At 72.8% G+C, this 22969-nt stretch carries 18 protein-coding genes; 9 read left to right on the top strand and 9 right to left on the bottom strand.

Going from position 1 to position 22969, the window contains the following annotated elements:
* The first annotated feature begins 23 nt into the window (after nucleotides 1-23).
* From ACYVLJ_RS35370 to ACYVLJ_RS35350, 5 genes are read left to right on the top strand one after another with little or no spacing between them, the layout of a single operon-like run.
* Nucleotides 24-1844: an aldehyde ferredoxin oxidoreductase family protein gene (locus tag ACYVLJ_RS35370; RefSeq protein WP_460441953.1), complete on the top strand. Its 1821-nt coding sequence runs from the start codon at nucleotides 24-26 to the stop codon at nucleotides 1842-1844.
* Nucleotides 1841-4774, top strand: coding sequence for a formate dehydrogenase subunit alpha (gene fdhF / locus ACYVLJ_RS35365; protein ID WP_460441952.1), 2934 nt, complete (start codon nucleotides 1841-1843; stop codon nucleotides 4772-4774). The genes ACYVLJ_RS35370 and fdhF overlap by 4 nt, the downstream gene beginning before the upstream one ends.
* Nucleotides 4771-6489 (top strand): NAD(P)H-dependent oxidoreductase subunit E, encoded by a 1719-nt coding sequence (locus ACYVLJ_RS35360; protein ID WP_460441951.1) that lies wholly within the window; start codon nucleotides 4771-4773, stop codon nucleotides 6487-6489. The genes fdhF and ACYVLJ_RS35360 overlap by 4 nt, the downstream gene beginning before the upstream one ends.
* The gene (locus ACYVLJ_RS35355; protein WP_460441950.1) at nucleotides 6486-7700 is read left to right on the top strand and encodes a molybdenum cofactor synthesis domain-containing protein; all 1215 of its coding nucleotides are present in this window, start codon (nucleotides 6486-6488) and stop codon (nucleotides 7698-7700) included. The genes ACYVLJ_RS35360 and ACYVLJ_RS35355 overlap by 4 nt, the downstream gene beginning before the upstream one ends.
* Nucleotides 7697-9595, top strand: coding sequence for a molybdopterin biosynthesis protein (locus tag ACYVLJ_RS35350; RefSeq protein WP_460441949.1), 1899 nt, complete (start codon nucleotides 7697-7699; stop codon nucleotides 9593-9595). Before ACYVLJ_RS35355 ends, ACYVLJ_RS35350 begins: the two co-directional genes overlap by 4 nt.
* A gap of 42 nt (nucleotides 9596-9637) precedes the next feature.
* On the opposite strand, the gene ACYVLJ_RS35345 is transcribed toward ACYVLJ_RS35350, so the two are convergent.
* From ACYVLJ_RS35345 to ACYVLJ_RS35325, 5 genes are all read right to left on the bottom strand, one after another.
* Nucleotides 9638-11461: an arabinofuranosidase catalytic domain-containing protein gene (locus ACYVLJ_RS35345; RefSeq protein WP_451976794.1), complete on the bottom strand. Its 1824-nt coding sequence runs from the start codon at nucleotides 11459-11461 to the stop codon at nucleotides 9638-9640.
* A gap of 218 nt (nucleotides 11462-11679) precedes the next feature.
* Nucleotides 11680-12405 carry an FAD:protein FMN transferase gene (locus tag ACYVLJ_RS35340; RefSeq protein WP_460441948.1) on the bottom strand — a complete coding sequence of 242 codons (726 nt, stop codon included), beginning with the start codon at nucleotides 12403-12405 and terminating at the stop codon, nucleotides 11680-11682.
* Nucleotides 12402-12827, bottom strand: coding sequence for an FMN-binding protein (locus ACYVLJ_RS35335; RefSeq protein ID WP_460441947.1), 426 nt, complete (start codon nucleotides 12825-12827; stop codon nucleotides 12402-12404). Before ACYVLJ_RS35335 ends, ACYVLJ_RS35340 begins: the two co-directional genes overlap by 4 nt.
* A gap of 14 nt (nucleotides 12828-12841) precedes the next feature.
* Nucleotides 12842-14215: a ferredoxin reductase family protein gene (locus ACYVLJ_RS35330; RefSeq protein ID WP_460441946.1), complete on the bottom strand. Its 1374-nt coding sequence runs from the start codon at nucleotides 14213-14215 to the stop codon at nucleotides 12842-12844.
* A 97-nt stretch (nucleotides 14216-14312) separates the two neighbouring features.
* Complete coding sequence (locus tag ACYVLJ_RS35325; RefSeq protein ID WP_451976807.1) at nucleotides 14313-14882, bottom strand: TetR/AcrR family transcriptional regulator; 570 nt, start codon at nucleotides 14880-14882, stop codon at nucleotides 14313-14315.
* Nucleotides 14883-14958: 76 nt separating this feature from the next.
* Between ACYVLJ_RS35325 and ACYVLJ_RS35320 the strand changes: the two genes are divergently transcribed.
* Complete coding sequence (locus tag ACYVLJ_RS35320; protein ID WP_460441945.1) at nucleotides 14959-15879, top strand: NADP-dependent oxidoreductase; 921 nt, start codon at nucleotides 14959-14961, stop codon at nucleotides 15877-15879.
* A gap of 45 nt (nucleotides 15880-15924) precedes the next feature.
* On the opposite strand, the gene ACYVLJ_RS35315 is transcribed toward ACYVLJ_RS35320, so the two are convergent.
* Together ACYVLJ_RS35315 and ACYVLJ_RS35310 are read right to left on the bottom strand one after the other, a co-directional pair.
* Nucleotides 15925-16263 carry a hypothetical protein gene (locus ACYVLJ_RS35315; protein ID WP_451976813.1) on the bottom strand — a complete coding sequence of 113 codons (339 nt, stop codon included), beginning with the start codon at nucleotides 16261-16263 and terminating at the stop codon, nucleotides 15925-15927.
* 137 nt (nucleotides 16264-16400) lie between these two features.
* Entirely contained in the window at nucleotides 16401-17045 is a 645-nt protein-coding gene (locus tag ACYVLJ_RS35310; protein WP_460441944.1) for a TetR/AcrR family transcriptional regulator, read from the bottom strand.
* Between the two features lie 102 nt (nucleotides 17046-17147).
* Between ACYVLJ_RS35310 and ACYVLJ_RS35305 the strand changes: the two genes are divergently transcribed.
* Genes ACYVLJ_RS35305 through ACYVLJ_RS35295 form a run of 3 tightly spaced genes read left to right on the top strand, consistent with a single transcriptional unit; the run spans nucleotide 17148 to nucleotide 20844 of the window.
* Entirely contained in the window at nucleotides 17148-17636 is a 489-nt protein-coding gene (locus ACYVLJ_RS35305) for a CoxS/CutS family dehydrogenase iron-sulfur subunit (RefSeq protein WP_460441943.1), read from the top strand.
* Entirely contained in the window at nucleotides 17633-18628 is a 996-nt protein-coding gene (locus ACYVLJ_RS35300; RefSeq protein WP_460441942.1) for an FAD binding domain-containing protein, read from the top strand. The genes ACYVLJ_RS35305 and ACYVLJ_RS35300 overlap by 4 nt, the downstream gene beginning before the upstream one ends.
* Nucleotides 18625-20844, top strand: coding sequence for a xanthine dehydrogenase family protein molybdopterin-binding subunit (locus ACYVLJ_RS35295; RefSeq protein ID WP_460441941.1), 2220 nt, complete (start codon nucleotides 18625-18627; stop codon nucleotides 20842-20844). Before ACYVLJ_RS35300 ends, ACYVLJ_RS35295 begins: the two co-directional genes overlap by 4 nt.
* 83 nt (nucleotides 20845-20927) lie before the next feature.
* On the opposite strand, the gene ACYVLJ_RS35290 is transcribed toward ACYVLJ_RS35295, so the two are convergent.
* Nucleotides 20928-22124 (bottom strand): beta-propeller fold lactonase family protein, encoded by a 1197-nt coding sequence (locus ACYVLJ_RS35290; protein WP_460441940.1) that lies wholly within the window; start codon nucleotides 22122-22124, stop codon nucleotides 20928-20930.
* Nucleotides 22125-22128: 4 nt separating this feature from the next.
* Nucleotides 22129-22899 carry a polysaccharide deacetylase family protein gene (locus ACYVLJ_RS35285; RefSeq protein ID WP_451976831.1) on the bottom strand — a complete coding sequence of 257 codons (771 nt, stop codon included), beginning with the start codon at nucleotides 22897-22899 and terminating at the stop codon, nucleotides 22129-22131.
* Nucleotides 22900-22969 lie beyond the last annotated feature (70 nt).

Raw genomic sequence — 22969 nt, 5'->3', positions numbered from 1 at the left:
GCCGGCGGGCTTACAGTCGGAGGATGGCGCCGGGCGGCTTCTTCGGGCGGGCCCTGATCGTCGATGTCGGAGACGGCACCGCGACGGGTTCGCCGTTCGAGCTGACCGAGCAGGTGCTGCGGGCCTACCTCGGCGGGGTCGGGCTCGGCACGTGGCTGCTGCACCGCCTGGCCCCGCCGGGCATCGACCCGCTCGCCCCGGAAGCGCCGCTGGCGTTCGTCTTCTCGTCGCTGGTCGGAACCCCGCTGACGACCAGCGCGAAGTTCGCCGTCGTGGCCAAGTCGCCGCTGACCGGGCTGCTGACGGACGCGCTCGCGTCGAGCCGGTTCGCGATCGCGGGCAAGCTGACCGGGCACGACGCCCTCGTCGTCCGCGGTCGCGCCGCGCGGCTGTCGGTCCTCCTCGTCCACGGCGACGACGTCCGGCTCGAACCGGCGCCCGAGCTGGCCGGACTGCCTGCCGCGGAGGCGGAGAAGCGCGTCCGGGAGCGGTTCGGGAGCGGCTGGCGCACGGCGGCGATCGGGCCGGCGGGGGAGCGGCGGGTCCGCTACGCGACCATCAGCCACGACGGGCGGCACGCGGGACGCGGCGGCCTGGGCGCGGTGCTCGGCGCCAAGAACATCAAGGCGGTCCTCGTCCGGCCGGCGACGAAGGTGGCGGTCGCGGACCAGCCGGGAGTCCTTGCCGCGGCGAAGGATCTGCGCCGCCGCAGCTTCGGCCCGGCCACCGCCAAGTACCGCGAGCTGGGCACGCTGGCGAACCTGCTCGCGTTCAACGCCGTCAGCACGCTGCCGACGCGCAACTTCACCGCCGCGACCTTCGAGGACGCGCCGAAACTGGCCGCCGAGGAACTGCACGAACTGCGTGGCGTCGCCCGCACCAGCTGCGCGTCGTGCTCGATCGGCTGCGAGCACATCTACTCGCGCAAAGGCGGCGGCAGCCAGCGGATGGAGTACGAGAACGTCTTCGCCCTCGGCCCGCTGTGCGGGGTTTCCGATCCCGACGACGTCTTCGCCGCCAGCGCGAAGTGCGACGAACTGGGCCTCGACACGATCTCCGCGGGCGGAACCATCGCGTGGGCCATGGAATGCGTCGAACGCGGCCTGCTCGACGAGCCCTGGCTCAAGTTCGGCGACGGCGCCGCGCTCCTGCGGGCTCTCGACGCCATCGGCCGCCGCGAACCCGGTCTGGGTGAGCTCCTGGCCCAGGGATCGCGACGCGCGGCGGGGGTTGTCGGCGGCGGCTCGATCGCCTTCGCGCCGCAGGTCAAGGGGCTGGAACTGCCCGGGTACGAGCCGCGCAGCCTGCAGTCGATGGCGCTGGGGCTGGCCGTGAACGCCCGCGGCGCCGACCACAACCGGTCCGGTGCCTACGAAGCGGACCTCTCCGGCGACGTCGACCGCTTCGACGGCGGTGCCGCGCACGTGAAAGCGGCCATCGGCACCGAGGACCGGGCCGCGGTGATGGACTCGATGATCCTGTGCAAGTTCCTGCGCGGGGTGTTCGAAGACCCGTTCGGCGAATGGGCGAACCTGCTCTCGCTGGTCACCGGCTGGGCGGTCGACGCGGCCGAGCTGAACCGCACCGCCGAGCGGATCGTGCGGGCCAAACGGGCGTTCAACCAGCGCGAAGGCGCCACGGCGGCGGACGACACCCTGCCCGCGCGGATGCTCGAGACACCGCTGGAACTCGCGTCCGGCCGCAGCGCCGTCTTGACGGCCGGACGCTTGCAAGCGATGGTCGACGGTTATTACGTTGCTCGTGGGCTCGATGTAGCAGGACGGGTCGCCGCCGGCGACCTGCCCGGGCTGCTGCTCGGCCCGGACGGCGGAGGTCAGCGATGACAGCAGTCGAAGAGCCCGGCACGGTCGTCCGGACCGTGACGACGACCATCGACGGCCACCCCGTGACCGTCCCCGAGGGCACGACCATCTACGCGGCGGCCAAACAGGCCGGCGTCGACATCCCCGTGCTGTGCCACAACGAGCGGTACGACCCGGTGGGCGTCTGCCGGATGTGCGTGGTCGACACCGGCGGCCGCGTGTTCGCCGCCGCGTGCGTGCGCCCGTGCGAGGACGGCATGGAGGTCAAGACCGGCACGCCCGAACTGGAACGCAACCGCGCGACCCTGACCGAGCTGCTGCTGTCGGACCAGCCGGACCGCGCCGAAGACCCGAAGCAGACCACCACCGGCGACAACCTGCTGCTGGACCTGGCCGACCGGTTCGGCGTCGCCAAGGAGACCACGGACCTGCCGTGCGGGTCCGGGCGCGGCCAGGACGGCTCCAACCCGGTCATCAGCGTCGACCACGACGCCTGCATCCTCTGCGACCGGTGCGTGCGGGCCTGCGACGACATCCAGGGCAACGACGTGATCGGGCGGTCCGGCAAGGGCTACTCGACGAAGATCGCGTTCGACCTCGACGACCCGATGGGTGCCAGTTCGTGCGTCACGTGCGGGGAATGCGTCCAGGCCTGCCCGACGGGAGCGTTGACCAACAAGCCGATCAACCTCATCCCGATCCGGCCCCGCGACCAGCTCGACGCCGTCGACAGCGTCTGCCCCTACTGCGGTGTCGGCTGCGCGTTGACCTACTACGTCGACCGGGAGCGTGACGCGATCGCGTTCGCCGAAGGGCGCGACCAGCCCGGCTCCCAGAGCCGGTTGTGCGTGAAAGGCCGCTACGGCTGGGACTACGCCGCGTCTCCGCAACGGCTCACGGTCCCGCTGATCCGCATCGACTCCTCCTACCCGAAGGGGCCGTTGTCGGCCGACGTCCGCGGCGACGCCTACAACGACCGCGGCCGCACCGGCGGGGGCGGTGGCCGCAGCGGCGGCAAGAAGGGTCGCGACGGCCGGCGCAAGCCCGGCGGCCTGGTCGACTACGCGGAGGTCATGCCGCACTTCCGGGAAGCCACCTGGGAAGAGGCGCTCGACCTCGTCGCGCGGCGGCTGCAGGAGATCCACGCCGAAGGCGGCCCGGGGGCGATCGCCGGGTTCGGCTCGGCGAAGTGCTCCAACGAGGAGGCCTACCTCTTCCAGAAGCTGATCCGCGCCGGCTTCGGGACGAACAACGTCGACCACTGCACCCGGCTCTGCCACGCCTCCTCGGTCGCCGCGCTGTTCGAGGGGGTCGGCTCCGGCGCGGTGTCCACGACCTACAGCGACGTCGCCAACGCCGACATCGTGATCATCACCGGCTCCAACCCGACGGCGAACCACCCGGTCGCCAGCTCGTTCTTCAAGCAGGCCCGCCGCCGCGGGACGAAGATCGTCTACGTCGACCCGCGCGCGAACACGGTCGCCGAGCACGCCGACTTCTACTGCCAGGTCAAGCCCGGCACGGACGTCGCGTTCTACAACGCGCTCATGCACGAGGTGATCCGGCTCGGCCTGATCGACCGCGACTTCATCGCCGAGCGCGTGTCCAACTACGACGAGCTCGCCCGCACGGTCGCCGACTACCCGCCCGAACGCGCGGCGCAGATCACCGGCGTCGACGCGGACCTGATCCGCGCGGTCGCCCGCGCGTGGGGCGAGGCCGGCGCCGGCGTCATCTACTGGGGGATGGGCATCTCCCAGCACACGACCGGGACCGACAACGCCCGGTGCCTGATCGCGTTGTGCTCGATCACCGGCAACGTCGGGCGGCCCGGCACCGGGCTGCACCCGTTGCGCGGCCAGAACAACGTCCAGGGCGCCTCGGACGCGGGCCTGATCCCGATGTTCTACCCGGACTACCAGGGCGTCGACCGGGAAGGCACCCGCGAACGGTTCGAACGGGCCTGGGGCCGCAAGCTCGACCCGAAGCGCGGCCTGACCGTCACGGAGATCATCGGGTCGGTGCTCGAGCCCGGCGGCGTGCGCGGCATGTACATGCTGGGGGAGAACCCGTTCCTGTCGGACCCGAACATCAACAAGGTCCGCAAGGCGCTGGCCAAGCTCGACTTCCTGGTCGTGCAGGACATCTTCCTCACCGAGACCGCCGAGTTCGCCGACGTGGTCCTGCCGGCCTCGTCGTACCTGGAGAAGGAAGGCAGCTACACCAACACCGACCGGCGCGTGCAGCTGGGGCGGAAAGTGCTGGACCCGCCCGGGCAGTCCCGCGTCGACTGGGAGATCGTGCAGGACATCGCCCGGCGGATCGGCCTGGACTGGGCGTACTCCTCGCCCGCGGAGGTCTTCGACGAGATGGTCGCGCTCATGCCGTCGTACCGGAACCTCCGGCACGAGAACCTCGGCCTGACCGGCAAGCTCTACCCGAACCCCGACCCCGAGCACGGCGACGGCACCGTGGTGCTGTTCGACGAGCGGTTCAACACCGACGACGGCCTGGCGCACATCGTGCCCGCGCAGTGGCTGCCGGCCAAGGAGCTCCCGGACGCGGAGTACCCGCTGGTCCTCAACACCGGGCGGCTGCTGGAGCACTGGCACACCGGCTCGATGACCCGGCGCTCGTTCGCCCTCGACGCGATCTCGCCGGTGCCCGAGGTGTACCTGCACCCGAAGGACGCCGCCGAACGCGGACTCGTGCACGGCGAAACGGTGCGTGTCCGGTCCCGGCGCGGGGTCATCGAGCTGCAGGTCCGGATCTCGCACCGCGAGCAGCTCGGCAACTGCTTCATCCCGTTCCACTTCCGGGAAGCGGCGGCGAACCTGCTGACCATCGACGAGATCGACCCGTACGGCAAGATCCCCGAGTTCAAGTTCTGCGCGGTGCAGGTCGAGGCCCTCGGCGCGGAATCCGTCCTGGCGCGGGGAGCCGCGGAATGACCTTGAGTCCCGAGCGGGTGCCCGGTGTCGAAGCCCGGGCGGGCAAGTTCCCGGGCCCGTCGTTGCTCCCGGCCCTCACCGCGATCCAGGCGCGGCTCGGCTGGCTGCCGCGCGAGGAGCTGGAGGAGCTGGCCCGCGACGTGCGCCGGCCGCGCTACGAGATCGAGGGCCTGGTCTCGTTCTACCCCCACTTCCGCACCACGCCGCCGAAGAAGGTCCGGCTGAGCGTCTGCCACGACCTTTCGTGCTGGCTGCGCTCGGGCGACGACCGGATCGCCGAGCTGAAGCGGAAGTACGGCGAGGACGCCGACGTCGAGCTGACCGAGGTGTCCTGCCTGGGCCGGTGTGACGTCGCCCCGGCGGCGGCGGTCAACGAGCATCCCACGCCGGTGTCCGAGGTGGACTCACTGGTCACGTCCGCGCGCGAAGGCGGAGGCGGGCACGCGACGGCGTCGAGGCGCACCGAGCCGTGGCCGAACGACCCGTACCCGGCCGGTTCCGCGGTGGGGGACCGGTACCGGTCGCTGCGGGCGTTGCTGGCCGGGGAGCTGAGCGCCGAGACCGTTGTCGCGACGCTGAAGGACTCCGGGCTGCGCGGCATGGGCGGCGCCGGGTTCCCGACCGGGCAGAAGTGGGACCTCGTGGCGGGCGCCCGGCCGGGGACGGTGAAGTACGCCGTCTGCAACGCCGACGAGTCCGAGCCCGGCACGTTCAAGGACCGCCGGATCCTCGCCGACCAGCCGCACCTGGTCCTCGAAGGTCTGCTGCTCGGCATGGCCGTCGTCGGGGCCGAGGAAGGCTGGGTCTTCATCCGGCACGAGTACGGCCCCGAGGAAGACGTGCTGCGCGAGGAGATCTCTGCCCTCCGGGAGGCCGGTGTCATCGGGCCGGACGCGTGCGGCAGCGGGCGCCGCCTGGAAGTCGACGTCTTCGTCTCCCCGGGCGGGTACATCCTCGGCGAGGAGACCGCGCTCCTGGAATGCATGGAGGGCCACCGCGGCGAGCCGCGCAACAAGCCGCCGTTCCCGGGCAACCACGGCCTGCACGGCCGGCCGACGCTGATCAACTCGGTTGAGACCTTCGCCGACGTCCCGGTGATCCTCCAGCGCGGCGCCGGGTGGTGGCAGAGCCAGGGGATCGGCGACTCCGGCGGCTGGAAGTTCTTCGCCGTGTCCGGGCACGTGCAGGCCCCCGGCGTCTACTGCGTGCCGATGGGGACGACCGTGCGGGAGCTGATCGACGCGGCCGGCGGCGTCCTCGGCGGCGCCGAGGTCGAAGCCGTCCAGCCGGGCGGTGCGTCGTCCCCTTTCATCGGGCCCGACCGGCTCGACCTCCGGCTGGACTTCGCCACCCTGGCCAAGGCCGGGACGATGCTCGGCTCCGGCGCGCTGGTCGTGCTGGCCGAGGGCACGGACGTGCTGGCCGCGTCGACGAACGTGCTGCGGTTCTTCCGCAACGAGTCGTGCGGCAAGTGCGTGCCCTGCCGGGTCGGTTCCACCAAGGCGCACGCCCTGTTGACGTCCGGCGCGCCGCTGGACGAAGCCGGGCGCGCGAAGATCCTGCAGCTGGAGGAAGCCCTGCGCAAGACCTCCATCTGCGGACTCGGCCAGGTCGCGCTCGGCCCGGTCGTGTCGGTGCTGGGCCTGGCCGAGGGCGCGGCGGCGGCGCGGCCCCAGCCGAAGCCCGGCGGCGCGGAGGGCCGGCCGGACCGGTGAACGAGTTCTTCACCACCCGCACGGTCGCCGAGGCGCTCGACGGGTTCCGGCCGGCGCGCCGGACCGGCGTCGAGGACGTGCCGCTGTCGGCGGCGTTGCGTCGCGTTCCCGCCGCCGACGTCCCGGCGCCGCACGCCCTGCCGGGGTTCGCCCGGTCCACAGTGGATGGTTTCGCGGTCCGGGCCGCCGACACCTACGGCGCGTCCGAAGGCCTGCCGTCCTACCTCGACCTGCTCGGCGCGGTGCGGATGGGGGCCGCGCCGGCGGTCGTCGTCCGGCCCGGCGGCTGCGTCGCGATGCCGACCGGCGGTGTGCTGCCCGACGGCGCCGACGCCGTCGTGATGGTCGAGTACACCGCCGAGACCATGCCGGGCACGATCGAGGTGACCCGGCCGGTGGCGCCGGGCGGCGGCGTCGTGCGCGCCGACGACGACGTGGCCGCCGGGCAGCCCCTGGTCCCGGGCGGACGGCCGGTGCGCGCCCCGGACCTCGGGCTGCTGGCCGCCGCCGGGGTCGTGGTGGTGCCCGTGCACGCCCGGCCCCGCGTCACGATCATCTCGACCGGCGACGAAGTCGTCCCGCCCGAGACGGCCTCGCTGAATCCGGGGCAGGTGCGCGACGCCACCGCGTCCGCGCTGGCCGGCCAGGTGCGCGAGGCGGGTGGTGAGCCCGTCCTCGCCGGCGTCGTCTCCGACGAACCCGGTGCGCTGAAAGGGAAACTGACCGAAGTGCTGCCCGAGTCGGATCTCGTGGTCGTTTCGGCCGGGTCTTCGGTCGGCACGCGCGACGAGACCGCCGGAGCCGTCGCCGCGGTCGGCGAGGTCTGGTGCCACGGCCTCGCGATCAAACCCGGCAAGCCGACGCTGCTGGCCGACTGCGGGGGCGTCCCGCTTCTCGGCCTGCCCGGCAACCCGCTGTCCGCCCTGGTCGTCTTCGGCCAGATCGGTGTCCCGCTGCTGTGGCGGCTCGGCGGGTGCGAGACGCCCCCGGCGCGGCCCAACGTCCGCGCCCGGCTGTCCCGTGCGCTGGCTTCGGCGGCCGGACGGCTCGACATCGTCCAGGTCAAGGTGCGGGACGGCGTCGCCGAGCCGCTCTTCGGGCCGTCGGCGCTGCTGTCCGTGCTCACCCGCGCGGACGGCTACGTGACCGTGCCCGAGCCGGCGACCGGGCTCGACAGCGGCACGGCCGTCGAGGTGACCCTGTACGCATGAACAGCCCCTTCGTCTCCGACGTCCCCGCCGCCGAGGCCCACACGGCGTGGCGGGAAGCGCGGGCCGCGGCCGGCTGCCCGGCCCGGGTGGGGGCGGTGACGGTCCCGGTCGGCGACGCCGTCGGGTGCGTCACCGCGGAACCGGTGTGGGCCCGGCGGTCCTCGCCCGCGTTCGACGCGGCCGGGATGGACGGCATCGCCGTGCGCGCGGCCGACACCGTCGGCGCGTCCGAGACGACCCCCGTGGTGGTGACGGATTTCGAGGTCGTCGACACCGGCGACCCGCTGCCGCCCGGGTACGACGCGGTGGTCATGCGCGAGCACGTGCACCGGACGCCGGAGGGCGCCGAGCTCCACGCCGCCGTCCCGCCGTACCAGCACGTGCGCTCGATCGGCGAGGACATCAGCGCGGCGGAACTGCTGCTGCCCGAAGGACACCGGCTGCGCCCGGTCGACGTCGCCGCGTGCGCCGCCGCGGGTGCCGTCGAGCTGTCCGTGCGGCGCGCGCCGGTCGTCGTCGTCATCCCGACCGGGGACGAGATCCGGCCGATCGGGACGGCCCTGAAACCCGGCGAAATCCTGGACACGAACTCGCTGATGCTGGCGGCCCAGGCCCGCGAAGCCGGGTGCGACGCCCGCGTGACCGACATCGTGGCGGACGAACCCGCCGCGATCACCGAGGTGCTGCGCGCGGCCGCCGCCGAGGCCGACCTCGTCCTGCTCGTCGCGGGCTCCAGCGCGGGCCGCGACGACCACACCGCGCGCGTGGTCGCCGAAGCCGGATCCGTTGCCGTGCACGGGGTCGCCGTCCGCCCCGGCCACCCGGTGGTCCTCGGGACGGTCGCGGAAACCCCGGTGCTCGGCGTCCCCGGCTATCCCGTGTCGGCCGCGCTCACCTTCGACATCTTCGCCGCGCCGGTGCTGGCCGAGCTCGAAGGCGCCTCCGCGCGCGAGCGGCCGTCGACGACCGTCCGGCTGGCCCGGAAACTGCCGTCCGTCGTCGGGATGGACGACTGGGTGCGGGTCCGGCTCGGCCGGGTGCGCGACCAGGTCGTCGCGACGCCGTTGCCGCGCGGGGCCGGCGTCCTCACCTCGCTCGTGCGCGCCGACGGGCTGCTCGTCGTCCCGGCCGGCGTCGAAGGCCACCACGCCGGCGCCGAGGTCCGGGTCGAACTGCTGCGCGGGCTCGAGGAGATCAACCGGACGATCGTGGCGATCGGGTCCCACGACCTCGTGCTGGACCTGGCGGCTTCGGCGTTGCGCGCCACCGATCCGCGGCTCACGCTCGCGTCGTCGAACGTCGGCTCGCTCGGCGGCCTGGTCGCGTTGCGCGACGGGCTCTGCCACCTCGCGGGCTCGCACCTGCTCGACCCGGCCACCGGCGAATACACGCTGCCGTACGTGGACAAGCTGCTCGGCACCGACGCCGCGGTGATCCGGCTCGTGCACCGGGACCAGGGGCTGATCGTCGCGCCCGGGAACCCGCTCGGCATCACCGGCGTCGGCGACCTGACCCGGCCGGGCGTGCGCTACGTGAACCGGCAGCGCGGCGCGGGCACCCGCGCGCTCCTCGACCACGAGCTGAGCCGCCGCGAAATCGATCCGGCGGCCATTCCCGGCTACGCCCGCGAGGAACACACCCACCTGGCGGTCGCGGCCGCGGTCGCCGCCGGCCGGGCGGACGCCGGCCTCGGCATCCTCGCCGCGGCCCGCGCGTTCGACCTCGGCTTCGTCCCGGTGGCGCAGGAACCGTACGACCTGGTGCTGCGCGCGGACGCCCGGTCCGACGACCTGCTCGCACCGTTGTGGGAGCTCCTCGACCGCGCCGGCTTCAGGACCGCGGTCGAGGAGCTGGGCGGCTACTCCTGCGCGGAAACGGGCAAACGCATCCGCTGAACGGCTCTCCGGGGCGGCCGGTACCGCCCCGGAGAACCCGGCTCAGAGCAGGGCGAACTTCTGGGCGGCCGATCCGTTGCAGTCCCAGATCTGCAGCCGGGTGCCGTTGCCCGTCGCGCCGTTGGGGGAGTCGAGGCAGCGGCCGGACTGCGGGTTGCGCAGCGAGCCGTCCGCCTGCTGCGTCCACACCTGGCCGCCGACGCCGTTGCAGTCCCACAACTCCACCTGGGTGCCGCCCGCGGTGCCGTTGCCGTTGATGTCCAGGCAGCGGCCCAGCGTGCGCAGCGCGCCGCCGGACAGGTGGAACCAGTGCTGGTCCACCGCGAAGGACTGGCAGTCCCACAGCTGCACGGCCGTCCCGTTCACGCCGTGGTCGTCGCCGGCCACGTCGACGCACTTGCCGCCGGGGCCGGTGATCGGGCCGCCGCCGGTGACCGAGAACTTCTGCGCGCCGGAGCCGTTGCAGTCCCACAGCTGCATGCGGGTGCCGTTGGCGGTGGCGCCGTTGGGGGAGTCGAGGCAGCGGCCGGACTGCGGGTTGCGCAGCGAGCCGTCCGCCTGCTGCAGCCACTTCTGGCCGCCGACGCCGTTGCAGTCCCACAGTTCCAGCAGCGCGCCCGCCGCCGTGCCGTTGCCGACGACGTCGAGACAGCGGCCCAAAGTGGACAGTGACGAGTCCGCGTTGTGCGCCCAGTGCTGGTCGGCCGCGTTGGTCTGGCAGTCCCACAGCTGGACGGCGGTGCCGTTGCCGCCGGTGTCGTCGCCGGAGACGTCGAGGCACTTGCCGCCGGGGCCGGAAACCGGGGCCGCGTAGGGCGGTGTGCCGGTGCTGCCCGCGTAACCGACGGAGACCACGTTGGCCTGGACGGCGTCGTCCGCGGCGTCGGTCGGGTAGCCCGCGGTCATCACGCCTTCGAAGAACGAGCCGATCGACGCGTTGCTGTTGTCGCCGCCGGTGCCGAGCACGATCGAGCCCTCCTGGTGCATCGGCGTGTACCCGCCCGAGGGCAGCGCGCCGTTGTACCAGGTCGTGAGGCCGCCGCTCTGGGAGTTGCCGCCCTTGAGCGCGAACGTCGTCTGGCCGTTGTTCTTCAGCAGCGCGGTGACGAACGGCGTCGCGTTTCCGCGGTTGTCCGTGTTCGAGCGGTTCCCTTGGAACAGGCCGTTTTCGAGGTCGCCTGCCACCCACGGGCCGATCCCGGTGCACGGCGGGAAGAAGCACGTGGTACCGAGGTTGACGGCGTCCATGTGGCCGTTGCCGGTGTCGGCGATCTGCGCCTCGACGTTGCCGTAGTCGAAGCAGCAGCCGCCGTTGACGTGCGTGCCACTGGCGACCATGTACATGCCTTCGGGCTGGCCGTTCTGCGCGACGCCGGCGCCGACGTAGTGCCGGTACCCGGTGCCGGGCGAGACGTAGACGCCGTAGACCTTGTGCCCGCCCGCGGTGACCGGCAGCGCGGTCGCGATGGCGGCGACGTCCTGCCCGCCCGCGGTGCCCGGGCCTTCGACGGTGAGGTCGTTGTGGCGCGGGGACTGGTCGTAGATCACGGTGATGGTGCACGTCGCCCCGGCGCAGAACGAGTCCTGCGCGGCGGCGTTGGCGTACCCGCCGGTGGCGAGCAGGCCGATGTCCGTCTGCGCGCCGTCGGAGGAGCGCTGGACGCGGTAGAGCGGGCCGGCGTAGGCCGAGTACAGGGCGCGCGTGGTGCTGTGCGCCGCGACGCACTGGGTGCCGGCGGCGCCGTAGATGTCGCACGGCAGGGAACCGGCGGCCTGCGAGGGGGTGCTCAGGCCGAGCAGCGTGCCGAGGACGAGCAGGGTCGTGGTGAGGGTGGCGAGGAGACTTCGACCGACAGGGCGGGGCACGGGGACCTCACTCTCAAGTCGCAGGTCAGCGACCTGCGCGGATTTTTACAACGTTGTATTTCCAGGAGAGAGGGGGAACGTCGGAAGTGCGGTGGGGAATGGGGGGAGGGTAGGGCCGGGTTCTCCGCCGTGTCAACGGTTCACGGCGCGCGGATGGTCCAGTCCACTGCGAACACCCCGGACGGCCTAACCGGCGGGATCCGGTTCGTGGCACGGGATCAGCGGCCGATCCACCGCGCGCCGCCCGGGTCCACGACGAAGACCTTGTGGTCCCGCAGCCCGCCTGCCCAGTCGTGGACGCGGTGTCCCATGGCGAAAGCCGCCGTGGCGTAGGCGTCCGCGCGCGTCAGGGACGGGCCGGTGACCGTCACGGCCGCGAGGTCCTGGGCGGGACTGGACGTGACGGGGTCGATGATGTGCGCGCCGCGCTCGGCGGTGCCCGAGGTCGCCACCGCGAGGTCGCGGCCCGTCACGACCGTGAGGATCCGCTTCGCGTCGGCCGGGTCGGTGACGCCGATCCGCCACGGGCGGCCGGGGCCGGCCTCACCGGCGAGCTGGACGTCGCCGCCGCCGTTGACCGCGTGGTGGTGGCTGCCGTGCTTGCGCAGCACCGCACTCGCGCGCTCGATCGCCCAGCCCTTCACCAGCCCGGTCGGGTCGGGTGTGCCGCGCCAGCGAGCGGTGAAGTACCCACCGGTCTCGGCTTCGAACTGCTCGCAGAGCCCGAAAACCGCCGCGACGTCCGGGTCGGCGTCGGCGATCGCGAGCTCGCCGCGGCCGATGCGGCTGACCTCGCTGTCCGGGCGGAACGTGCTGAACAGCGCGTCGACGCGGTGCAGCCCCGCGACGACGTCGGCGATCGGCGCGGTCCAGTCGCCGGGGTCCCGGACGTCGATGCTGAAGACCGTGCCCATGCAGTGCTCGACGTGCACCGTCCGCGTCACGACAGCCCCGCCTTGTCAAGGGCGCTCTGCAGCGAACGGACATAGCCCTCGGAGGTGTAGGTGGCACCGGAGACCGAGTCGATGTCGGCCGTGCCCGCCTGCGCGGCTTCCTGGTTGAGCTGCGGGATGGCGTACTGGTTGATCTCCTGGTCGCGCGGGTTCTCGGTCGGGTACTCGACGGCGGTGACCGAAGCCAGCTTGCCGTTCGCGACGGTGATGCGGACCTGGACCGGACCGAACCGGGTGTCGGCGGCGTCCCCGGTCACGGTTCCGGACGACTTGCCCGGAGTCGCGGTGGGCGTCGCGCCGCTCACCGCCGCCGGCGGGGTGGCCGCCGCGGTCGTCGTCGGCTGGGTCTTGAACGACAGCAGCAGCACCAGCCCGGTGACCGTGCCGGCGAAGGCGAAGATGACCCGTTTCATGGAAAACGCCTTTCTCAGAACTCGAAGCTCTCGTGGTGGATCTGCCGGCGCGGGACGCGCGCGGCACGCAGCTCGGCGTGCACCGCGTCGGTCATCCCGGGTGGCCCGCAGACGTAGACGTCGTGCCGGGCGACGTCCGGGACGTGCTGCCGCAGCAGGGTCAGCGGGTCGCCGCCGTGCTCGGCGCGGGTGCCGGTGAGGATCCACAGGCGGGCGCCGCGGTCGGCGGCGAGCCGCTCGAGCTCTTCCCGGAACACGACATCGGCTTCGCGGCTGGCGCGGTAGACGAGCGTGAGGTCGCCGGGCCCCGCCGGCAGGGCCTGGAACAGCGCCCGGATCGGCGTGATCCCGACGCCGCCGGCGACGAGCAGGACCTTGCGGTGGCGCCGCGCCGACGGCGTCATCGCGCCGTACGGCCCTTCGGTGACCACGCGCGTGCCGGGCTTCACCGCGGCGAGGGCGGCGCTGTGGTCGCCCAGTGCCTTGACGGTCAGGCGCATCCGGTCGGGGCGCGTGGGCGCGGAGAGCGAGTAGGGCCCGGAAACCCACCACAGCTCGCGGGTCAGGAAGCGCCAGCGGAAGAACTGCCCGGCTTCGGCGCGCAGCTCGTCGAGGTGCCGGCCGGCGACGACGATGCTCACCACGCCCTCCGCTTCCGGCTGCACGGATTCGACGCGCAGCCGGTGCCGGAACGCCTGCCGCACCGGGGTGACGAACCGGTACCAGAGGATCGCGGCGCCGGTCACGGCGTACAACGTCGACCAGGCGACGCGCGCGCTCAGGTTGGCCATGAACTCGGCGCCGGTGGCGAACTGGTGGCTGAACGCCAGCGCCATCGCGAGATAGGTGTAGAAGTGCAGGAAGTACCAGGTTTCGTAGCGCAGCCGGCGGCGAGCCGCGCGGGCGGAGCTGATCCCGACGCCGACGAGCAGCAGCGCGGCGACGGTCGCGGCGAGCACGTCCGGGTAGCTCAGCAACAGCGTGGCGGTCTGGCCGAGGAGGCCGGTGTGCGCGGAAACCGAGTAGCCCCAGGTGATCAGCAGCCCGTGCGCGACGACGAGCGAGACGACGTACCGCCCGCCCATCGCGTGCCAGCGGGCCAGCCGGTCGGCGCCGACACCGCGCTCCAGCGGCGGGATCCGCGCCATCAGCGCCACGAGCACGACGAAGCCGTACCCGGCGAGCAGGCCGGTGATGCGGCCGGCGTTGGTCAGCCAGTCGCCGAGGCCGTGCACGGACGGGGTGTCGGCCCACCACAGGCCGATCGCGGCGAGCGCGCCCGCCCCGATCACCGCCAGGACGGCGCCGGGGTGCGCCCGCGCGGGCGCCGGAGCCGTGGCCGGCGGCGCCGCGAGCGGGCGGACGGGGGCGGGGTGGAGAGAGGTCATGCCTCCTTTTGTCCGGGATCAACCTGTATCGCGCTTGAGTGGTTCCTGTGAGAAGTCTTTGACGCGCTCGCGGGGTTTTCAGGCGGCCGGCGGGAGGTTAGCCGTCGGCAAACCGGGCCGCGGTCCGCACTTCGCCGAGGGCCCCTCGGACGAGCTCACCGAACTCGCCGCCGGTTTCGGTCCACCGTTCGTAGGCGATCGCCATGACGAGTGCGCCCAGCTGAGCGGCCACGCGGGAAGCCGGATCGGGAACGCCCCGGCGTTCGAGGGCGCTCGCCATCGCGGCGGTGAGGCTGAGTCCCTTCAGGGCCTCGCGTTCCCGCAGTTCCGGGTTGGCGGCGATGACCGCCTGCCGCCGGGCGCTGAACTCGCGGCGATCGGGGGTGAAGGTCCTGCGGCCGAGCTCGTCGAGGGCGTGCGCGATGGCGTCGAGCGGCGCCGCGCCGGCCGGTGCCGCCACGATCCCGTCGGCGAGCAGCCCGGCCAGGGTGTCACCGCCGAACAGCACCTCGCGCTTGTCCGGGAAGTGGCGGAAGAAGGTGCTCTTCGTCAGCCCGGCGCGTTCGGCGATCTCGATCACGGTCGTGCTCTCGTAGCCGCGCTCGGCGAACAGGTCGAGTGCGGCGACGACGAGCCGTTCCGGGGCGTTGGGTTGCCAGCGGGCCATGGACCGAGTGTACGGGACTTGGTCCCGTCACTGCGTGTACAGTGATGGGACCAAGTCTCATCACCGGGAGGTACCCATGAGCCGCGCAGTCGTCTACGAGAAGTTCGGTGGTCCCGAGATCCTGGAGCTGCGGGAGGTCCCGGAGCCGCACGCCGGGCCGGGCGAGATCCGGATCCGGGTGACGGCCGCCGGCCTGAACCCGATGGACTGGGGCCTGGCCTCGCACCCCGCGCTCGCCGCGCAGTTCGGCGTCACCGTGCCGGCCGGCTTCGGCTACGACCTCGCCGGAGTCGTCGACGAGGTCGGCGAGAACGCGTCGGGTTTCGTTGTGGGGCAACGCGTTTACGGCGGCGTGATGGCGAAGGCCGCGGCCGACTACGTCGTGGTCGCCACGCCCGCCGAGACGCTCTGGCCGACTCCGGACGGCATCAGCGACGAGGTGGCGGCGACGCTGCCGGTGGCCGGCCTGACCGCGGCCGCCGCCCTGGCCGCGATCGACCTGCGGGCCGGCGACACGGTGCTGGTCGGCGGCGCCGCGGGCGGGGTGGGCGTGTTCGCCGTCCAGCTGGCGAAGCTCGCGGGCGCCCGGGTGATCGGCACCGCCGGGGAAAGCACGTTCGACTTCCTGCGGCAGCTCGGCGCCGAGCCGGTGACCTACGGCCCGGGTCTGGCGGACCGCGTCCGGGCGCTGGCCCCGGACGGCATCACCGCGGCGACCGACCTGTTCGGCACCGAAACGGCCGGGACCGCACTCGAACTCGGCGTCGCCCCCGAGCGGATTTCGACGATCGCCGCGGGCCCCAACCCGCCGGGCGGCGTCCGCGCGACCGGCGGCGTCGACGCCGCCCCGGACGCGCCGAAGCGGATCACCGACGCGATCCTCGAGGGCGAGCTCACCGTGCCGATCGCCGCGACGTTCCCGCTGGAGCAGGTCCGCGAGGCGGTGGAGCTGCAGGCCGGGCGCCACGTCCACGGCAAGGTCGTGCTCACCGTGTGACGTCCCCGCCGGTGCGGCAGGCCGATGCCCGAACCGTGCGGGCGGTTATCCCGTCTCTTCCTCGGCGGGCTCGACGGTCAAGGTGAAAGCCTGGCCCGTCTCGACGCGGTCGTGGTGACGACCTGCCGCACCGGCACGGCAAACGCCCGCCGTGGCTCCGCGCAGCGTGCGCAACGCCCAGAGGGCCGCGCCCTCGTCGCGGTCGGCCCAGACCCGCCAGCGGCCCTGCAGCCAGTCGTGCTCCGTGAGGCGCATTTCCTCGACATAGGCGTTGCCTTCGTCGCCGTCGGAAAGGCGCTGCCGCACGGCGCGCAGCACGATCTTCGCCGCCTCCCGGTCACTGCCGACCAGCGGTACCGCCGCCCACACCCGAAACCAGGTCATCGGGCTCCTCTCTGCGCCGAGGAAAGTCCCTCGACCAGGGATTTCCCGCTGACGAAGATCCTTATGCAAGCCGTCCCGCTCAGCACCTCACGCCCGGGTCGGCGGGGACGTGGTGGCAGGCGACCGCGGTGTTCTCGTCAGCGCAGGGTCGGCAGCCCAGCGGCCAGGGCGGCGAGGGCGCGCTTCAGCGTCGGGACGAAGGGGACGCAGGCCGCCGCGAGGTCGGGGTTCTTGGCGTAGACCTCGAGGAGCGTCGGAGGCGGGTTGGCGGCCGGGTAGAGCATGCCCGCGAGGCCGCTCGCCGCCGCGACCAGCTCGAACCCCTCACCCTCGGTCAGGCCGGGGTGTGCCTCGGCGACCGCCGCGCCGAGTTCGCCGACGACGCCCAGCACCGCGCGCTTGAAGTCGCGGGCCGCCGGGACCGAGACGTTGTGCTCGAGTGACGTCGCGGCGTGGCCGAGCAGGTCGCAGAACAGGCGGCGCTCGGCGAGCGTCTCGGCCAGCACGTCGACGACGTCGTCCCCGGCGGTGAGCCGGCGGGCGACCTCGTCCGCCCAGTCGCGCCAGCAGCCGGCGGCCAGCTCGAGGTAGATCTCCTCGCGGGTGCCGAAGTAGCGGACGACGTTGGACTTGGCCAGCCCGACGGCGGTCGCCACGCTGCCCAGGCTGACGTTGCGCACGCCGGACTCGAGCGCGAGCTCGCGGGCCGCGGTGAGGATGGCCGTGCGCCGCTGTTCCTTCTGCTCCGGCCGCCTGGCCCGCAAGAACGCTGACTGAGACATATCTCAGCCATCATACGGCCACTTAAAAGAACGCCGTACTCTTGTTTAGAGGACGTCGTTCTGTTAATTTCGCGGCACAAGGCACGGAGGAAGGGGTTCCGCGTGGTCGAGGTGCGGTTGCGGGTCAACGGGGTCGACGAGGTGCTCGACCTCCCACCACAGGTCAGCCTGCTCGACGCGCTGCGCGAGCGGCTGGGCCTGACCGGCACGAAGAAGGGCTGCGACCAGGGCGCCTGCGGGGCGTGCACGGTGCTCGCCGACGGCAAGCGGATCAACTCCTGTCTCGCGCTGGCGGTGCAGTACACCGGTCGCGAGATCACCACCATCGAGGGCTTGGAGGACCCGCTGCAGGACGCGTTCGTCCGCGCCGACGGCTTCCAGTGCGGCTACTGCACTTCGGGCCAGATCTGCTCGGCGATCGGGATGCTCGCCGAACACAAGGACGGCGTGCCGAGCGCGGTCACCGAGCACCTGGCCACCTCCGGCGGCGCCCTGTCCGCCGCGGAGATCCGGGAGCGGATGAGCGGCAACCTGTGCCGCTGCGGTGCCTACAACGGCATCGTCGAGGCCATCCAGGAGGTCGCGCGATGAGATCGTTCGCCTACCTGAGCGCACCCGACGTCGAAACGGCGGTGCGGACCGTCGCCACCGAGCCGAACGCGAAGTTCCTCGGTGGCGGGACGAACCTCGTCGACCTGATGCGGGAGGACATCGAACGCCCCGACGTGGTCGTCGACATCACCCGGCTGCCGCTGACCGGGATCGCGGAACTGCCCGGCGGCGGCCTCCGGATCGGCGCGCTGGTCACCAACAGCGCGCTGGCCGCGCACCCGCTGGTCCGAACCCGGTACCCGGTGCTGGCCCAGGCCATCCTCAACGGCGCCTCGGCGCAGCTGCGGAACATGGCGACCGCCGGCGGCAACCTGCTGCAGCGCACCCGCTGCCTGTACTTCTACGACGGCGCCGCCGCCTGCAACAAGCGTGAGCCCGGCAGCGGCTGCGCCGCGATCGGCGGGTTCGCCCGCAACGCCGGCATCCTCGGCGTCAGCGACCACTGCATCGCCACCCACCCTTCGGACATGGGCGTCGCCCTGGCCGCGCTCGACGCGATTGTGGAAGTGGAAAGCACTCGCGGCACCCGCCGCGTCCCGCTGGCCGAGTTCCACCGGCTGCCGGGCGACACCCCGCAGGTCGAAACCGCACTGGCCCGCGACGAGCTGATCACCGCGGTCGAGCTGCCGGCCCTGCCGGTGGCGGCGCGGTCCCGCTACCGCAAGGTGCGCGACCGCGCGTCCTACGCCTTCGCCCTGGTCTCGGTCGCGGCCGCGCTGGAGACCGAAGACGGCGTCGTGACCGACGTCCGCCTGGCGCTCGGCGGTGTCGCCGCGAAGCCGTGGCGGGCCCGCGAAGCCGAGCGGATCCTGCTCGGCGCTCCGGCGACCGAAGAGTCCTTCCGCCGGGCGGCCGCGGCCGAACTCGCACCGGCGGTCGGGCAACCCGACAACGCCTTCAAGATCGACCTCGCGCAGCGCACGATCGTGGCGACGCTGCGCCAGCTGCTCACCGACGGGAGCGCCGCATGACCCGGACCCTGCCCGGCACCGAGACCGCCGGCACGCTCGTCGGCAAGCCGATCGACCGGGTCGACGGCAAGGTCAAGACCACCGGTGCCGCCCGCTTCTCGGCCGAGTACGCCCACCCCGACCTCGCGCACGCCGCGCTGGTGCACTCAACGGTCAGCCGGGGCCGGATCACCGCGATCGGGACCGAGGCCGCGGCGGCCGTCCCGGGCGTCGTCGCGGTGCTGACCCACCTGAACGCCCCGGCGCTGAAACCGGCCCCGAAGGTGAGTCCGCTCAACCTGGCCACCCTGGTCTCCGGCACTTCCGTCAACTACCTCGGCACCGACGAGGTGCACTGGGACGGCCAGCCGGTGGCGGTCGTCGTCGCCGACACCCTGGACGCCGCCCGGGAAGCCGCGGGACTGGTCACGGTGGCCTACGAGACCCTGCCGTCCACTGTGGACTTCGCGGCCGAGGAGAAGCACGCGCAACCGCAGAAGAGCAACCTGCTCATGTCGGGCGCCGCGAAGAAGGGCGACGCGGAGGCCGCGCTCGCCGCGGCGCCGGTGACGCTGGACCGGCGGTTCACCACGCCGACCCACCACCACAACGCGATCGAGCCGCACGCGACCACCGCGGTCTGGGCGGGCGACCGGCTGACCGTCCACGACGGCACGCAGAACATCGACTGGGCCCGCACGCACCTCGCGCTGCGGTTCGGCGTCCCGGTCGCGAACGTGCGGGTGCTCGCCCCGTTCGTCGGCGGCGGCTTCGGCGGCAAGGGCATGATCTGGCCCGGCACCATCCTCGCCGCGCTGGCGGCCCGCGCGACCGGCCGTCCGGTCCGGCTGATGCTGACCCGGGAAGGCGTCTACCGCACGGTCGGCGGGCGCACGCCGTCCACCCAGCGAGTCGCCCTCGGCGCCGATGCCGACGGCAAGCTGACCGCCCTCATCCACACCAGCGTGACGCGCACCGGCCGGGTCGGCGGCGGGCCCGAGCAGGTGACGTCGCAGTCGAAACACCTCTACGACGCCGAGAACACCCTGGTGCGGCAGAACCTCGTCGAACTGGACCTGATTCCCAACACTTCGATGCGCGCGCCCGGCGAATCGATCGGGACCTACGCGCTGGAAGCGTCGATCGACGAGCTCGCCTACGAGCTCGGCGTCGACCCGATCGACCTGCGGATGCGCAACGAACCGGCGGCGAACCCCCTCGACGGCAAGAAGTTCGCGCACCGGATGCTGCGCGAGGCCTATGCCCGCGGCGCCGAACGGTTCGGCTGGGCCGACCGGACGCCGGAGCCGGGTTCGATGCGCGACGGGCGGTGGCTGGTCGGGATGGGCGTCGCGTCGGCGTACCACCCGTCCTGGCAGTTCGCCGCGAACGTGACGGTCCGGCTCGCGGTCGACGGCACCGTCCTGGTGCGGTGCGGCTTCCAGGAGATGGGCATGGGTGGCGCGACCGCGCAGGCGCAGATCGCCGCGGACGCGCTCGGCGTGCCGTTCGAGGCGGTGCGCGTCGAGTACGGCGACTCCGCGCTGCCGATGAGCCCCGGGGCCGGCGGGTCCATGCAGACGGCCAGCATCGCCGCCAGCCTCCTGGCCGCCTGCGAGAAACTGCAGGGGCAGCTGGCTTCGCTGGCGAAACGGCCGGGCGCGGCGGGGGCGAGCCCGGCCGAGATCCTGGCCAAGGCCGGGGTGCCGTCGATCGAAGCCGCCGTCGGCTCCGACACCCGGTTCGGCAGGCTGGGCGGGCAGCTGAAGTTCATGGCGAAGTTCGTGCGCGACCAGCGGCGCTGGATGAAGGCCGCGTGCGGGGCCCAGTTCTGCGAGGTCCGCGTCGACCAGGACACCGGCGAGGTGCGGGTTTCGCGCTGGGTGGGCGTGTTCGACGTCGGCCGGGTGATCAACGCGAAGACCGCGTCGAGCCAGCTGCGCGGCGGGATCGTGATGGGCATCGGCATGGCGCTGTCCGAAGCGACACTGGTCGACCCCCGCACCGGGCGGATCATGAACCCGAGCCTGGCCGAGTACCACGTCCCGGTGCACGCCGACATCCCGCCGATCGACGTCGGCTACCTCGACGACCCCGACCCGACCATGCCGCTCGGCCTGGTCGGCGTCGGCGAGGTGGGCATCACGGGCGTCGCCGCGGCGATCGCGAACGCGGTCCACCACGCCACCGGCAAGCGCGTCTACGACCTGCCCATCACCCTCGACAAGGTGTGGTGAGACACCACCGGCTTGACGGTTGCCCCGGCGAATTCCCGGAAAGTGGTGGGCGCTTCGTACCGCTGCCGTGGCCCTGGGGCCGGTCAGCGGGTGATGCCGGTGTGCCCGAGCGAATAGCGGCCGGGTTGCGGCCAGACGCACAACCCGTGGGGTTCATTGCCGACGGGGATCTTCCGGAGCAGTGAACCGTCCTTGGTGGATATCACGTAGACGACCCGGTCGTAGCGGCCGGAGAGCCACAGCTGGGTGCCGTCGGCGGTGACGTTGCCCATGTCCGGACTGCCGCCGCCGGGCAGGTGCCAGACGGTGACGGGCGCGCCGCTGTAGGCGTCGAGGACGGTGATGCTGCCTTCGTGCCGGTTGGTGACGTAGAGCTGCTTGGCGTCCCGGGACAGGTACAGGCCGTGTGCGCCGCGGCCGGTCGGGATGAAGCGGAGCACGTGCGTCGCCGCGCCGTCGAGGACCCAGAGGCCGTTCGCGTCGGAGTCGGCGATGTAGTACACGGAGCCGTCCGGGGCCAGCTTGATGTCCTGGGGGCCCATGCGCGTGTTGCGGTGCGGCATGTCGATCATCCGCAGCAGCCGGTGGGCGGCCACGTCGACGACCGCGACCCGGCCGGCGAACTCGCACGTGAAGACGGCGGTCCGGCCGTCGGGGGAGAAGTCGGCGTGGTCGATCCCGCCGCAGTCGGGGGCCGGGGTCTCGTCGTGGACCTGCCACGTGTGCGGGTCGTACCAGACCAGCTTGCGCAGCCGCTCCGCCACCGAGATGGCGTACCGGCCGTCCGGGGTGAAGTACATGTTGTACGGATCCACGACGGGAATCGCTTTGCCCGGTAGCCCGGTGCGCGGATCGAACGGCAGCAGGTGGTCGCCCCGGTCGTCGGTGGCGTAGAGGGTGCGCAGGTCGTACGACGGCACGACGTGCTGCAGTTCCTTGCCCGCCGGGTACTTGGCGATCACCTGGTAGGTCGCCGGATCGATCACCCACACGTCGCCGGACCCGCTGTGCGGCACGTACACCAGCGGCTTGTCGCCGGCGACGGCGGGAGAGAGCAGACCGGGGCCGGCCGCGGCGTCGACGTCGTGCGGGTCGGTGACCGCGGGCATGCCGGGCAGCGGGTTGAGCGCCGGGGGCGGCGGGGTCGGCAGGTGGGGCAGCGCGGTCCCGGGAGCGTCCATTCCGGTCATGCCCGGCATCGTGTCGCCGGGGCCCGGGGTGCTCGCGCCCGAGCAGGCGGCGGTGAGGAGCGCGCAGAGCGCGACGATGAGCGGTCGCACGGGGCTACGCGAGCAGCTCGGTCGCGGTGACGGGGGTGAGCCCGCGGGCGGCGAGGTCGCCGAGGACGGCGGGGAGCGCGGCGACCGTCCCGGGGTGCCCCAGGTGCATGCTGACGACGCTGCCCGCGGTGGCCTTCGCCACCGCGGAGCGGATCGCGGCGGGCCCGGGATCCTTCCAGTCCAGGGAGTCGACGTCGTAGGACAGCACGTTCGCGTACCCGGCCCGGCCGGCTTCGACGAGTTCTTCCCGGGTGGCGTGCTGGCCCTGGGACTGCCGGAAGAACCGCCCCGGTGACCCGGTCAGTTCGGCGAGCTTGTCCCGGCACCGCTGGATTTCCGCGTACATCGGCTCAGCCGCATACCCCGACAGGGCGGGGTGGCTCCAGGTGTGGTTGCCCAGCTCGTGACCGCCGTCGCGCACCATGCGCGCGGCGTCCGGGTGCGCGGCGAGCCAGGTCCCGACGGCCAGCACCGTGATCCGGGCGCCGTGCTGGTGCACGACGTCCAGGACCTGGCGGGTGACCTGGAGGTCACCGGCACCGTGGAAGGTCAGCGCGACCTGAGGACGTCCGGCGGCCGACCGGGCCAGCTCGACGGCGGGGCCCACGGGAGGTGGCGAGGGCGTCGACGACGTCGCGGGCGAAGGCGCGGGCCCGGCGCTGCGGCTGGTCGCCGGGGCGGGGCTCTGCCCGGGGGCCGAGCACGCCGTCAAGGCGGCGGCGCCCAGGGTCATGCCGAGCAGTCGGCGTCGGGTCAGGGGATCGTGCTCAGGCACCGTTGAACCATCTACGAGTGCTGCTGTGAGGACGCTGAGAGCGGTCTTGCCGCTGCGCGTACGCTTCCCC

This window comes from Amycolatopsis stemonae (assembly GCF_054781455.1).
This window is presented reverse-complemented; position numbering and strand designations above follow the sequence as displayed.

Excerpts from the sequence above, each read along its gene's own strand:
- ACYVLJ_RS35370 (WP_460441953.1), top strand. The coding sequence starts at position 24 with ATGGCGCCGGGCGGCTTCTTCGGGCGGGCCCTGATCGTCGATGTCGGA.
- fdhF (WP_460441952.1), top strand. The coding sequence starts at position 1,841 with ATGACAGCAGTCGAAGAGCCCGGCACGGTCGTCCGGACCGTGACGACG.
- ACYVLJ_RS35360 (WP_460441951.1), top strand. The coding sequence starts at position 4,771 with ATGACCTTGAGTCCCGAGCGGGTGCCCGGTGTCGAAGCCCGGGCGGGC.
- ACYVLJ_RS35350 (WP_460441949.1), top strand. The coding sequence starts at position 7,697 with ATGAACAGCCCCTTCGTCTCCGACGTCCCCGCCGCCGAGGCCCACACG.
- ACYVLJ_RS35335 (WP_460441947.1), bottom strand. The coding sequence starts at position 12,827 with ATGAAACGGGTCATCTTCGCCTTCGCCGGCACGGTCACCGGGCTGGTG.
- ACYVLJ_RS35330 (WP_460441946.1), bottom strand. The coding sequence starts at position 14,215 with ATGACCTCTCTCCACCCCGCCCCCGTCCGCCCGCTCGCGGCGCCGCCG.
- ACYVLJ_RS35325 (WP_451976807.1), bottom strand. The coding sequence starts at position 14,882 with ATGGCCCGCTGGCAACCCAACGCCCCGGAACGGCTCGTCGTCGCCGCA.
- ACYVLJ_RS35320 (WP_460441945.1), top strand. The coding sequence starts at position 14,959 with ATGAGCCGCGCAGTCGTCTACGAGAAGTTCGGTGGTCCCGAGATCCTG.
- ACYVLJ_RS35315 (WP_451976813.1), bottom strand. The coding sequence starts at position 16,263 with ATGACCTGGTTTCGGGTGTGGGCGGCGGTACCGCTGGTCGGCAGTGAC.
- ACYVLJ_RS35310 (WP_460441944.1), bottom strand. The coding sequence starts at position 17,045 with ATGTCTCAGTCAGCGTTCTTGCGGGCCAGGCGGCCGGAGCAGAAGGAA.
- ACYVLJ_RS35300 (WP_460441942.1), top strand. The coding sequence starts at position 17,633 with ATGAGATCGTTCGCCTACCTGAGCGCACCCGACGTCGAAACGGCGGTG.
- ACYVLJ_RS35295 (WP_460441941.1), top strand. The coding sequence starts at position 18,625 with ATGACCCGGACCCTGCCCGGCACCGAGACCGCCGGCACGCTCGTCGGC.